This window comes from Sorangium sp. So ce362 (assembly GCF_051519845.1).
GTDB lineage: Bacteria > Myxococcota_A > Polyangia > Polyangiales > Polyangiaceae > Sorangium.
In genome coordinates this window covers 334,700-347,964 of the sequence record NZ_CP150332.1, presented here as the reverse complement: position 1 = coordinate 347,964, position 13,265 = coordinate 334,700, and the positions used below count along the sequence as shown (strand labels likewise).

Below are 13,265 nucleotides of genomic sequence, written 5' to 3'. Positions count from 1 at the left end.
CACGAGGGCCCCGGTCGTCTCGCCGACGCGCTGGTGGCCACGCACCGCACACCGCGGCGCCGCCATGGCCATTGCTATTGCTATTCGACGATTGCCCCACGACGCGCCACAGCCGTCGGCGGACGGAACGCCCGTGGGACAGCGCACATGTTTCAAGCTTGAAACACGAGCGTTGATTCATGGATCTCGAGAGAGCGTGATCGTGTGAATCGTTGGGGCAACCAGACCACCGTTGTCACCGAGCTGCTCGTGCCCGACGGCTCCTCGCCGGGACCGGCCACCAACGCGGACGGCGACCCGGCGCCCGAGGTCAGCCTCATCGTCAAGTTCGACGGCGCGCACTGGGTCGACGAGCTCGGCGGCCCCTGGGACCATCGCGTGAAGCTCTCGCTGCCCGGCAAGGACGTGTTCGCCATCGACGCGATGGCGAGCCCACCGCAGCCCGTCGCCGGGCCCTCGGGGGTCATCACCGGCGTCGGGACGGTCCTCTTCAACATGGTCGTCAACCCGGCCAACGGGAAGATTGTGGCCACGCTCGGCTCGAGCAAGATCGGCGTGCTCGGCACGGCCGCGCCCGAGGACGACACGTTCGTGCCGGATCGAGACGGCGCACGTCGCGATGTACAGCCCCGAGCCGCCGAGCGTCACGCTCGGGCGGAGCCAGCTCTACGACGCGCGATCGAGCTCGGCGCACGGCGACTCCTCGTGCGCGAGCTGCCATATCTTCGGCGACCTCGACAGCCTCGGGTGGGATCTCGGCAATCCGGGCGCGGCGGTCACGAACAACCCGGGCCCGTTCGTCGGCCCGCTGCTCAACCTGTTCACGCAGCAGCCGATGCCGCAGCAGCTCCACCCGATGAAGGGCCCGACAACGACCCAGAGCCTGCGCGGCATGGCGAACCATGGGCCCATGCACTGGCGCGGCGATCGCACGGGCGGCAACGACGCGGAGGCCGCCCAGCCGGACAGCGGCTCGCTCGACGAGCGCGGCCGGCCGGCGACGCGGTCCGAAGGCAGCTCGAGGCGTACCTCCTCGCCTTCGACTCGAACGTCGCGCCGATCGTCGGCCAGCAGGTGACGCTGCGCTGGGACGACCAGGTCGCCGCTGGCCCGCGCGTCGAGCTCCTGATCGAGAGGGCGAATGCCGGCGAGTGCGACCTCGTCGTGAAGAGCCACGTGATCTTGCAGGAGATCGGCTTTCTCTACGCCGGAGCCGGGAAGTTCGCCGCCGACCGGATGGCGCTGCCGCCGATCCCCGACGCCGTGCTCCGCCAGATCGCCGTCGCGGCGGGGCGCCCGCTGACGTACACGTGCGCGCCGCCGGGCTCGGGCTACCGCACAGGCATCGATCGCGACGAGGACGGCTTTCTCGACGGCGACGAGCGGAGCGCCGGCAGCGACCCGGCGGACCCCGCAGACACGCCCTGAGCGCCGCCGCCGATCACTCCTCCACGCCATCGTCGCCGAGGGCGCAGTCCGGGTCGGCCGGGGACACGCACGCGAGCGCGCACACCCCATCTGCGCCGCAGTGGAGATCGGCGCAGTCGGGGTCGACGAGATCGGGGCCGACATCGCACGTCGCGTCGCAGCGGCCGTCCGCGCGGCACGGGTTGTCCGCCTCGAACTCGTCGATCGTCGGCTGGATGAACCGCGAGATCTGGGCGAAATCGGTGCGCGCCTGCACCCCGTCCAGGGTGCAGGGGTCGTCGCCGAACGACGTCACGCCGGCGAGGCGCTCGACGCCCGACCGCACGAGGAACGCCGGACCTCCGGAGTCTCCGGCGCACGTGTTCATGGCGGGGACCTGGTAATAGAACTGGGTCGCGTCGATCGTCCCAGGCGTCCCGCCGACCTGGGCCGGGCCGATCGCCAGGATCGGGAACGTCACGACGCGGCGCATGCCGAACCCCGTCCCGGCGACCCCGTCGGAGACCCCGTATCCGACGAAGGTGTAGTCCGGTCCGACGTACCACCCGCTATTTTCCATCGATTCGCGCAGGAGCGGCGCGGGCTGCACGGGCGCGTCGCTCTCCAGCTTGAGGAGGGTGAGGTCGTTCTCGAGGGTGCCCGGGTCGTACTCGGGGTGCCGCCGCGACGTTTCGACCCGCACGCTCTCCGAGCGCCGCCCGAGGCTCGTGCCAAAGTAAACCCGCGTGAGCGTGCCGTGGCAGTGTCCCGCCGTGATCACGGTGCGCCGCGAGATCACGGTCCCGCTGCAGAACGCCCGGCTGCGGGTGCCCACGCCCACGACATAGGCGTGCGCTGTGTCCACGGCGCCTCCGACGATGCGCTGTCGGGACGTGAGCAATGGTTGCTCGCCTTCGTCGCCAGCAGGCGTATCCGCGCAGCCGAGCCCGCCGAGGCACAGGATCGCAATCGGGATAGCATTCTTCATACTGCCACCTTTCCCTCTAGAAATGGTGTCTAGAGCGGCCGATTGTGAGGGCGCCCACAGTTCGGCACCGCTCGGCTCCGCGGGTGAGCGGAGGGCATAACAAGCGTGGTGCCAGCGCCGTGCGCGCGGAGCGCCCGTGTCGGCCCCGGGGCGGCGGGGGTCCCGGCGTGGCGCGCGAGGGTGGTGGTCCGATCGGAGCACGAGTGCGCGATGGCGGAAAAGCGGAAAGGCGGAAGGGTGGAAGGGAACGCTCAACGATCTTCCCGATTCCCGCCTTCATGCGAGCTCTCTCCGGGCGATGGGGTCACGACACGCGCGAGCGGGGGGATCGCGCCCGGTCGATCGCCGCCGCCGGGGCGGCGGGGGCGTTCACTCGCGCGGCGCGTTCAGGGCGCTGCGCTCGGCCATGCTCGCGATGTAAGCGCGGTTGAGCTCGCGACACTCGAGCTCGCGGACGCCGATGACCACCTCGACCCCGGCGCTCTCGAGCATCGCCACGCCCTTGCCGGAGACGAGGGGGTTCGGATCGATCATGCCAATGACGACGCGCCGGACGCCGGAGCGGTGGATCGCGTCGGTGCATGGCGGCGTCCGGCCGTGGTGGCAGCACGGCTCGAGGTTGACGTAGAGCGTGGCGCCCTCGGCGCGGCCGGCGAGCTTGCGGAGCGCGTCGACCTCGGCGTGGGCCAGCCCGGCGCGCTCGTGGAATCCCTCGGCGAGGAGCTCCCCGTCGCGCACGAGGACCGAGCCCACCATCGGGTTCGGCGCGGTGCGCCCCCGGGCGAGCGCCGCCAGCTCGAGGCAGCGCTCCATCCAGCGAAGGTCGTCGTCGTTCACGCGGGCCTCGGGGCGCGGCGGTCCATGAAGGGGCGGCCTGCCTGCCTCGCCGCGGCGTCGTACAGCATGACGCGGCAAGTATAGCGGAGGACGACGGAGGCAGGCAGCGAACGACGGCCGCGTCGCCTACATCGGGACGCGACGGTCGGAGAGGAACTCGCTTCGGCAGCTCGCGGGAGCCGTTCGGGGCCGGAACTCGGTGCCCGGGCGGGTTGTGGAAGTGCGGAGGCTGCGCGCTGGCCACCCGCACCCATGCTTCCAACCCTCTCCCCCGACCCGACCCCAGCCCAACGCCTTGGGGTGTGTGCCGCGATGCGCAGAGCTCACTCGCTCGTTGGTACCAGCCCCTCGTTCGGCGGGGCGACACTACGTGACGATCCCCCGTCCGGATGTGCCCGACGAGCGCCACTCGGTAAAAACATAGTTCCCGGACTGGTTCGTCCGTTCGTCAGATGATTGATTGACTATAATGTCTGCGCCGCTTCGAGCAGCATGAACCTTGATCTCGAATTCTCCCGAGTGCGTATGCGACGGCCACGCCAGCAACCAGAGGAATCCGCCACATCGTTTCGTCGTTGGAGTCGGGTTGACCGGCGCTGTCAGCTCGGCTCGTCGAGCACCTCGGCCAGCGAGGCGGCGACGGCGGCCTTCTCCAGCCAGCGCTCCAGACGCTCTACATCCTTCTGGGCCAGGATGCGCTCGCGCGCGTCATCCGGGACGGTGATGCCGCGAGCCTTGAGCACGGTGATCACGGCGCGCGCATTCGCGGCGGTCTCGCCCTGCGCGACGTACTTCTTGGCGAAGTCACTCTGATATTCGTACCCCTTCATCATCGCCTCCAGCGCCCAGCGGGCGGCATCGTTGAGGGAATTGTACACGAGATCGTAGTAAACCTGGCCAGCGGGTCGGGGCCGTCGCCGTACATACCGATGAGGTGGCCTTTGCAGGCTTGGCTCAATGCTCGGCTGTCCAACGTCCTGCCGGTCTGCCGCGGTGCGCAGCGCCGCCGGCAGCAGCGGCGTGTTGGGCGGCACAACTCACTTACAGATGGTGCGTCGCTACAGCTTCGCCTGGGCCACCTTCCTTGTCGTCAGAATGCGATCGCGCACGTGCGAGGCGACCGGAATATCAAAGGCATAAAAAAACAGCCAAGACTCCGCGAGATCGCGAAGGAGTGGCGCGAGCACAAGTTCCCGCTCGGCCTCAGGTATCTTCGTGTTCGAGAGTAGACTCTCGCAAACGGCCTTTTTCTCCAGCAAGCGTGCGCGGAATGCCTCCAGAGCAGGGCGGTCAAGCTTCAGCAGAACCGTTGCATTCCACGTCGCACGGTCTGGGTTGCGACTGTGCGCCACGGAGAGTTGGCCGTTGGCCTCCACTGAATATAGCTCGCCTAAACTCTCGTTCCGAACATCAACCGGCATGTGACCAGTGCGGTCGTGCGGTAGCCGTGTCCGAGCGGCATGCGCTGGATGATAGTCACCCTTTCCGCCCTTCCCGTTGCAGTTACCACACGCAGGCAGAAGGTTTGTCGAATCCTTGACTCGCGTCGGAGCGTAACGCTGAGGCTCGAAGTGATCGATTGTTAGGACCAGATGTCGAGCTAGGCAGTAGGCGCATGTTCGGTCGAAGAAATTCCGCAATAGCCATGGCATATACTCGCCGTACACTGCTTCGGACGGCAGTGCCGGAGGAGCGTCCATCTCCACTTTAGCCATTCGCGTACTTTTTCAGTAAGCGGCGTGCCTCGGAGAGCGCCTGGCTCACGTCCGGCGCCTCGGGGACGGGAGGAGTAAGCAGTGAATCGAGAATGTTGTTGAGGATTTGCAGTACGAGCTGCTCTTTGAGCGAAAGCTGCTCCCCCCGCATGCGCTTCGCTGCCAACGCCTGTCGAAGCGGCTCAGCTCGGTCAAGGAAAACGCGCAGGGGCTCCGTCCCTGTGTCGCTATCCTCCACGCTTACTCCCTCCGGTGGCACTTCTAGCACCGCTATGGGCCGTCGAAGGACTTGGCCAATCCCACGCTGGAGATCAACCTTGGCGCTCGCACCAAACGAAGCGGCAGCATATTGGCAAACCATGTGCTCATTCGAGATCTGCATACTTGACTCCCATCAGTGTGCGGGTCTCATCCGTTGCAAGGTCGAAGAACGCCCGCTTCGCTGCGCGCTTGGCTTCAGCCACGGCGGCGTGTATGTCCGCCTGATCGAGAAATGAAAATTGCAAGCCTCGTAGCTCCCCCACGACTTTTGTGCGAACGGAAACCTTCCCGCTTAATGGATCAGCCTCGACAAATAGTGAGGACTTTACGTCGCAGTTGGGGCTAGGAGTGACTCGGAAGGTGACGTTCAGTGCGCCTAATCCTGCGCGTGCAGTCTCCGCACCTATTCCAACACTCAGGCGGAAGTAGCGAGAAATGTCAAAACCGTCAGGGTCGAACTCAAACGAGTTTAAGTATCCGAAGCAAACGCGATCAAGCGGGTACTGTTCGGGGCCGCCGGCAAGAATATCGGACAGAACCTGAAGCCACTCGGAAAGGTGCGGTTTCAGAGACCGTTCGTAGGTTTCGTACCGCACCTCCCCGGGCTTAAGGAAATGCACACTCAGGTATCGATGACCGACGCGCGCCAGGTGGAGCCCATCGTCCCAGGTCAACTGATGCTGCCAATGAGGTGGGAGAATCCCGGTGGTAGGCTCCTCAACCAGGACCAATGACGGTCGCGGCTCAAGCTTGGGGATCCGGCGCCGCGCTGCGTGTACTAGCGCCGCAACTTCGTCTGGGGCCGGCTTGCTGGGAACCCCAACGAGAAGGGCCCAAGCCTCCGTGATTGTCGAATTTTCGCAGTAGGAAACTTCAGCCACGGCTTTCCTCGCGGAACCTTAGCGCAGCGCTGGACGATTGGCCAGTCCTTGTGTGCTCGTCCGTCCATTCCCGAATTGCCCGACTGACGGCCGCTCAGCCACGAGCGCGACGCCGGTCGGTTCTAGCTGTTGCTTGGGTACCGTGGTTGGCACGCCAGACGAAGCCTCACGGAACCGACGGAATTGACCAATGAGCCCGGCCGGCTGTTTCATGAGAATTCAACAACCGTACCAGACAACGGACGCGACCGCGAGTGTCTGGTATGACGCATGAATGCTGAATCGCACCGATGTGGTTGCGCGGAAGTGGTAACAGCGGAGCAACGCCAGGGCCTCCTGTCTCCGGTTTTCACTCAGCGCAGTCCTGGTCCATCCAACGACCTGGCAATCAGCCGCGGGCCACATTGCCTGGTTCGTCGGCATACGCCATCCGAGAGCGGATTGTAAGACGATCATAGGAAGGTCAATCTGTGGTATTCCAGGCTGCCGGCCCCGGGATGGAACACGTACTCACTCTCCACACGCACCTCCTTGTTCTCCGAGATGAGCCGGCGCAACGCTGCGTGGGGAATATCTCCCATGCGCTTACGGTAATATGCCTCGTGGTCACCGGTCTGCACATGACTGAGAAGCCCGCTCATGGCGACCCAGACTTTGGTTCCGTCCGCCAAAAATGCGAGATAGTCGTTGTGGTTGTCTCCCATCTGAACGTTCCCGCTCAGTCGCTGGAATTTCACAACCTCCACAGACTCAACATAACTCGCCCAGGCAAGCGCAATATACTCAGCGTGCGCGTCGGCCGGGAGATTGGAAACGTAGGTTCGAGCCTCAGCCACGCGAAAGCGACCGTCCCTGCCTTTCATCGTGATGCCGAACCAGCCAACTTTCGTACCATTGAAGTAGACATCCCAGGATGCTGCCACGGTACCAGCTTGAGGCGCAGTGAACGTGATGCCGGCAGGCTCAGGTGCCGTTCCGGACCGCAACTGAAAAGTGTAGTTTCCAATCCTGACCAGACAATTCGACGGATCGACTTGTACGTTGCCTTCGTGTGCGCTTGCCACCAGTGTCTTCGGCGGCCGATTCTCGTTGGCCGTGGGCGAATGGGACGAAGGCAACCTTTGAGGCTGCTGCCGCTGCGGATAAGCAGGCTGTACGGAGGAATTGCTAAGGTGCGAATAACCAACCGGCATACTGCTGTAGCCAACGGGAGGCTCTTGTGCAGACTGCAAGGCTGTGCTGTTCCTCTGAGGAGACGCAGCGGCCATCGCCGTCATCTCTTGAGGCTCTTTCGCCGCTACTCCCGGAAGAACCGACGGAGGCTCATCTTCTCCGAAGAGACGGAGCGCGCGTCGCTCCACCACATAGGCAGGCCCACGAACGGCAACCTTCATAGAGAGTTCGCCTGCGCGCCGTCCGAGGCGCGATACTTCTTCTGGGGTGAGCTCGGTCTCAACGTAGAAGTACACCAACCCGGAAAATGGATCGCCAGTGGAATGGTGCCAGTCTTGCCCTGGATGTTTAAATGAAATATGAAGCTGCTGGTCGGCAGATTGCACGAATACTGTAACAGTATCAAGCAATGCCTCGCATGCATCAATCATGTGCGGATTTTCCGGAACATAGAAAGAAACGAATCGCGTACCCGCGTCGGACGCATAATGAAGGCGCCGGGTGGCCTCGATGGGCTTCATACCTGGCGTGTTGCCTCGAAGGGAAATCGGTTGCCCTGAAAGGTGGAGCAAATGCTGAAGATCCTTATCATGGTGCTTGCGGAGCGCAGCCGGAAGCGGATCTCGGGAGGCTAGGACGTCAAACGTCCGTGGAAGGAGGTCGTGCACGTCGATGCCCCGGTAAAACACAATTCTACCTCGACCGATGCCTGCCTGGAGCGATGCCATCATCTGTCCATGCAGGCCACGAATCTGCGCCTCGTCGGGCTCGTAGAATCCCCACACAACGTTAAACTTTGCCAAACCGCCTTGCACGACACCAATTAGGCTCTGCATAAAGACATCATCCCAACCGCCATATCCGAGCACCAAGAGCGTTCGCTCTCCGAGGATGCGCGACAGCGACGCGCTGAGATGCGGGCGACGCTGACCCAGTTGTGTCGAAGTGTGGAGCGTGTCGGAACGAAACCAATCCCCGTGTATATGAACAACGCGGTACCCTTCGACATCCGTTTGATCTAGACCCCCGTCGCCATGAAGTGCGGTAGTCGAGACCGTGCCACCAGCTCTGCGGATCGCGAGTTCGATCAGGGGATCGAAGTTGGAAGTGAGGACTAGCGGCGCGAACTTATTCGCGAACTTCACCAGCAGGTGTCCCAAAGCTTCGGTACCCGGCTGAAGCCACCATCCTCCTGTGTCTTGCTCCAACTTTCTGCACGCCGATATATCTCCAGCCTCAGCTCGATCGACCGGAAGATCCGCCGGCCCAGACTTTCGAGCTCGAAGCACAGAACGTCGGATGATGCGGTTTGCAACGTCCTGGCCCCGGGTTGCGATCAGATGGCGAAATGCGTCCTGATAGGGGTTTTGCGAATCCTTGACTGCTTGTTCGAATCGTTCGAGTTGACCGGGACGACTTGCATATTCTGCCCGAATGAACTCGACAATTTCGCGAGCACCTGGCACTCCCTTGGCTCTAGGATGTCGAGGCAGAGTCAAGCCCGAGCCGGCGAGGATGACAATCGGTTGCTGCTCCTCTGTCACACGCTCCAGCAACGTCTCGAAGTCACTGAACTGAACGTCAGTCGCCATAGGGACAGCCGACGCAATAGCACAGCCAGGGCAAGACATCCAGCCAAAGGTTCAGGTGGCGCAGGAGCGATCGCACACGACGGAGTACGAGGTGCTGGCCAACTGGACGTCGGGGCCTGCCCGTACAGATGGGCACCTGGGGGCTGACCCACCTCGGCACCACGCCCGCCCGCCCAACGTCGCAATCATCTGTGACGCACGGCCTATCTGCGCGTTCCAGCATGTAGGCCGCGAGCCACCGCGGACTACGATCCGTATTCCCGCGAATGGGGCGCATCTCCCCGCGGCTTATGTCCGTATTCCCGTGGATAGGCCGTGACCCGCTGCGTCCTATCAGCGCATCTCCATGGATAGGCTGCTGCATGAGCACCTACTCCGGCCGTTCGACCGCCGGCGCTCCGATCCGTCGAGCCGCACGGATTGCACCCAGGACACCGCGCCCGTGCGGTCGGAACCAGGGCGAAGCTTGCGCGTGCGTGCTCCATCGACGAGGTGGTGGGGCTTTCGCGCGCGGTAGCGTACGCGGAGCAGCCGCCCAGGCCAAGCAGCTCGCGGGCCTCCGCCCGGTAGCCTTAACTGGCCCGAAGCCGACGGCCTCGACCGGCCCCGCGCCAGCGCCGTCCTGCTCGGCGGCGGGTTTCCTCCTCCTCCGTTCTGCTTCACACTCCGCCGGCCTGCACCGTCGTGCAGCGGTCCTCACCGCGGCCCGCGCCGCCCCGCGCGGCCGCCGCCTTCCCCAGCGCCCTCGTGCCTCACGCCCTCATCACCTCGCCCAGCGCCGCCGCCCGCCTCGATCGCGCCGTGGGCTGGCTGCGCCGCCGGCGCCCCGCCGAGCGGGTGCTCCTCGTCGGCGCCTCCGTCGAGGCCGTGAGCGAGCTCGCCCGCGCGTCGATCCGCGGCCGCCGCGCCACCTTCGGCTGGCACCGGCTCACCCTGGGGCGCGTCGCCGCCGCGCTCGCGATGCCGGCGCTCGCCGCGCGCGGCCTCGTCCCGGCCAGCCCGCTCGCGATCGAGGCCCTGTGCGCGCGCGCGATCGGCGGGCTCGCGCAGGACGGGCTGCTCGGGCGCTTCGCCCGCGTCGCGGATCGGCCCGGGCTGCCGCGCGCCGTGGCGCGGACGCTGGACGAGGTGCGGCTCGCCGGCGTCGATCCGGACGCGCTCGCGCCGGCCGATCTCGACCGCATCGCCCACGCCTTCGACGCCGCCCTGGACGAGGCGGGGCTCGCCGATCGCGCGCTCGTCCTGCGCCTCGCGGCCGAGCGCGCCCGGGCCGAGGACGACGGCGACCCCCGCGCGAGGCACCCGCTGCTCGGGCTGCCGATGCTCCTGCTCGACCTGCCGGTGCGGTTCGCGCTCGAGCGCGATCTCCTCGAGGCGATGGCCGCGCGCTCGCCCGACGCGCTCGCCACCGTGCCCGCCGGCGACGCCGCGTCGCTGCGCCACCTCGAGGCCGCGCTCCGGTCGCCGCCGCGGCGGGTCGCGCTGGCCGCGGTCTCGGCCGCGCACGACGGCCCCGGCGCGGGCACCGACGCGGGCACCGACGCGGACGACCCGGGCGACGGGCCGCCGCCGGGCGCGCCCAGCACCTCGCTCGCGCGTCTGCAGGAGCACCTGTTCGACCCGCTGACCGACGAGGCCCCGGGGCTCGGCGACGAGGTGGAGATCCTCTCCGCGCCCGGGGAGAGCCGGGAGTGCGTGGAGCTCGCGCGCATCGCGCTGCGCGAGGCCGGCCGCGGCGTGCCGTTCGAGCGGATGGCGATCCTCCTGCGCGCGCCCGAGCAGTACCGCGCGCACCTCGTCGAGGCGCTGCGCCGGGCCGGGATCCCCGCGCACTTCGCGCAGGGCTCGGTCCAGCCCGATCCCGCGGGACGCGCGCTCCTCGCGCTGCTCGCGTGCGCGGCCGAGCACCTCTCGGCGTCGCGCTTCGCCGAGTACCTCTCGCTCGGGCAGGTGCCCGACGCCACGCCCGCGGGCGAGCCGCCGCCGGCCGCGTCCGAGGCCGACCGGTGGGTGCCGCCGGACGACGACTTCTTCCCCGCGCTCCTGCGCGGCGAGCTCGACGAGGCGCCTTTCGACGACACACCGGCCGAGAACGAGAATCCCGATCTGACGGGCAACAACGCCACCTCGACGGGCAATAACTCCCCCTCGACGGGCAATAACTCCACCTCGACTGGTAATAACTCCACCTCGACTGGCAATAACTCCCCCTCGACGGGCAATAACTCCCCCTCGACGGGCAATAACTCCCCCTCGACGGGCAATAACGGCGATCCGACAGCCGCCACCCCCGATCCGACAGCCAGTCCCGCCGACGCCCCCGTGCACGACGGCACCCTGCGCGCCCCGCGGCGCTGGGAGCGGATCCTCGTCGACGCGGCGGTGATCGGCGGGCTCGACCGGTGGAAGGCGCGGCTCTCCGGCCTGGAGCGGGAGCTCCGGCTGCAGCTCTCGCGCGCCCCGGAGGAGCGCGACGCCGCGCGCGTCGCGCGGATGCTCGCGGACCTCGCGGCGCTCCGCGACTTCGCGCTGCCGCTGCTCGCGGCGCTGCCGAGCCCGGGCGAACGCGCGACCTGGGGCGCGTGGCGCGAGCGGCTCTCGGCGCTCGCGACGCGCGCGCTGAGGCGGCCCGAGCGCGTGCTCGCGGTGCTCGCCGAGCTCGCGCCGATGGCCGACGTCGGCCCGGTGGATCTCGGCGAGGTGCGCCTCTGCCTCGCGCACCGGCTCACGGACCTCGTGCTGCCCCCGGCCGCCCGCCGCGACGGGCGCCTCTTCGTGGCGCCCATCGAGGCCGCCCGCGGGCGCTCGTTCGACGTGGTCTTCGTGCCCGGGCTCGCCGAGCGGATCTTCCCGCAGAAGGTCACCGAGGACCCGATCCTCCGCGACGCGCTCCGCCGGGCGATCGCCGGGGGCGCCTCGGGCCTCGACACGAGCGACGACCGGGTGGCGCGCGAGCGGCTCGCGCTCCGGCTCGCGGTCGGCGCGGCCCGCCGCAAGCTCGTCGTGTCGTACCCGCGCGTCGACATGGACCAGTCCCGGCCGCGCGTGCCTTCGTTCTACGGGCTCGAGCTCCTGCGCGCGGCCGAGGGCCGGCTGCCCGGCTTCGGCGAGCTCGAGCGCCGCGCCGAGCAGGGCGGCGCCGCGCGCATCGGCTGGCCCGCGCCGGCGCGGCCCGAGGACGCCATCGACGCGGCCGAGCACGATCTCGCGCTCCTGGAGACGCTCTTCAGCCTGCCGGAGGACCGGACCATCGGCACCGCGCGCTACCTGCTCGGCGCGAACCCGCACCTGGCGCGGGCGCTCCGGTTCCGGGCGCGGCGCTGGATCCCGGGCTGGACGAGCGCCGACGGGCTGTTCAAGCCGATCGCCGAGGCGCGCGAGGCGCTCGCGAGGCACGCCCTCGGGCGCCGGTCGTTCTCGCCGACCGCGCTCCAGCACTTCGCCGCGTGCCCCTACCGGTTCTTCCTCCACGCCGTGCACGAGCTCGCGCCGCGCCCGGCGCCGGCGGCGATCGAGGAGCTCGACCCGCTCCAGCGCGGCCGGCTCGTGCACGACGTGCTCTACGAGGTGCTTGTCGCCTTGCGCGACGCGGGCAAGCTGCCGGTGAGCGTGGCCTCGCTCGACGAGGCGCGGGCCGAGCTCGATCGGGCGCTCGACCGCGTGGCCGCGCGCTACGCGGACGAGCTCGCGCCGGCGATCCAGCGCGTCTGGGACGACGGCATCGCGTCGGTGCGGGCCGACCTCCGCGAGTGGCTGCGGCGCGCCGCGGAGGACCGCGACTGGGAGCCGATCCATTTCGAGCTGTCGTTCGGGCTGCCGCGCCGCCTCGCCACCCGCGACCCGGGGAGCTCGGACCAGGCGGTGGCGCTCGACTGCGGGGTCAGGCTCAGGGGGTCGATCGACCTTGTCGAGCGGAGCGTGTGGGGCGCGATGCGGGCGACCGACTACAAGACGGGCAAGGCGCGGGCCCCGCGCGACGCGGTCGTGAGCGGCGGCGGCGCGCTCCAGCCGGTCCTCTACGCGCTCGCGCTGGAGAAGCTCATGCCGCCGGGCACGCAGGTCGAGTCGGGGCGGCTCTATTACTGCACGTCCGCCGGCGGGTTCGCCGAGGTGCCGATCTACCTGGACGCGCGGGCGCGCGAGGCGGCCGCGCAGGTGGCGGGGATCATCGGCGACGCGATCGACAGGGCGGCGCTCCTGCCGATGCCGGCCGAGGGGGCGTGCGCGCAGTGCGATTACCGGCCCGTGTGCGGGCCGTACGAGGAGCTCAGGACCGGGAAGATCAAGCGGCGCGACACCGACCAGCGCCGGCGGCTGGAGCAGCTCCGCAGGCTGGCGTGAGCGCGGGTGGCGCGCTCGGGCGCGCGTGGAGCGTGCCAGTCACCCGGGCTCGACAGGAGTCGCCGGCGCG

At 67.8% G+C, this 13,265-nt stretch carries 9 protein-coding genes and 1 pseudogene; 3 read left to right on the top strand and 7 right to left on the bottom strand.

All coding sequences use genetic code 11. From position 1 onward, the window contains the following. Window positions 1-216: 216 nt before the first annotated feature. Both WMF17_RS01385 and WMF17_RS01380 read left to right on the top strand, forming a co-directional pair. Window positions 217-985, top strand: a pseudogene (locus WMF17_RS01385) (hypothetical protein); the annotation flags it as partial. 89 nt (window positions 986-1,074) lie between these two features. Then, window positions 1,075-1,428 carry a thrombospondin type 3 repeat-containing protein gene (locus tag WMF17_RS01380; RefSeq protein WP_437600157.1) on the top strand — a complete coding sequence of 118 codons (354 nt, stop codon included), beginning with the start codon at window positions 1,075-1,077 and terminating at the stop codon, window positions 1,426-1,428. 13 nt (window positions 1,429-1,441) lie between these two features. On the opposite strand, the gene WMF17_RS01375 is transcribed toward WMF17_RS01380, so the two are convergent. The 7 genes from WMF17_RS01375 to WMF17_RS01345 all read right to left on the bottom strand — a co-directional run bounded on the left by WMF17_RS01375 (window position 1,442) and on the right by WMF17_RS01345 (window position 8,854). Continuing rightward, window positions 1,442-2,395 (bottom strand): S1 family peptidase, encoded by a 954-nt coding sequence (locus tag WMF17_RS01375; protein WP_437647605.1) that lies wholly within the window; start codon window positions 2,393-2,395, stop codon window positions 1,442-1,444. Window positions 2,396-2,764: 369 nt separating this feature from the next. Continuing rightward, window positions 2,765-3,232, bottom strand: a complete 468-nt coding sequence (ribD, locus tag WMF17_RS01370; protein ID WP_437647603.1) for a bifunctional diaminohydroxyphosphoribosylaminopyrimidine deaminase/5-amino-6-(5-phosphoribosylamino)uracil reductase RibD — start codon at window positions 3,230-3,232, stop codon at window positions 2,765-2,767. Between the two features lie 599 nt (window positions 3,233-3,831). Next, entirely contained in the window at window positions 3,832-4,110 is a 279-nt protein-coding gene (locus WMF17_RS01365) for a hypothetical protein (RefSeq protein ID WP_437647602.1), read from the bottom strand. Between the two features lie 180 nt (window positions 4,111-4,290). Further along, the gene (locus WMF17_RS01360) at window positions 4,291-4,653 is read right to left on the bottom strand and encodes a hypothetical protein (protein WP_437647600.1); all 363 of its coding nucleotides are present in this window, start codon (window positions 4,651-4,653) and stop codon (window positions 4,291-4,293) included. 286 nt (window positions 4,654-4,939) lie between these two features. Then, on the bottom strand, window positions 4,940-5,185 hold the full coding sequence (locus tag WMF17_RS01355) for a hypothetical protein (RefSeq protein WP_437647598.1): 246 nt from the start codon (window positions 5,183-5,185) through the stop codon (window positions 4,940-4,942). A gap of 127 nt (window positions 5,186-5,312) precedes the next feature. Beyond that, entirely contained in the window at window positions 5,313-5,828 is a 516-nt protein-coding gene (locus WMF17_RS01350; RefSeq protein WP_437647596.1) for a hypothetical protein, read from the bottom strand. 713 nt (window positions 5,829-6,541) lie between these two features. Then, window positions 6,542-8,854 carry an SIR2 family protein gene (locus WMF17_RS01345; RefSeq protein WP_437647594.1) on the bottom strand — a complete coding sequence of 771 codons (2,313 nt, stop codon included), beginning with the start codon at window positions 8,852-8,854 and terminating at the stop codon, window positions 6,542-6,544. A 684-nt stretch (window positions 8,855-9,538) separates the two neighbouring features. Here WMF17_RS01345 and WMF17_RS01340 point away from each other — a divergent pair. After that, window positions 9,539-13,195 (top strand): PD-(D/E)XK nuclease family protein, encoded by a 3,657-nt coding sequence (locus tag WMF17_RS01340; RefSeq protein ID WP_437647592.1) that lies wholly within the window; start codon window positions 9,539-9,541, stop codon window positions 13,193-13,195. Window positions 13,196-13,265: the final 70 nt, after the last annotated feature.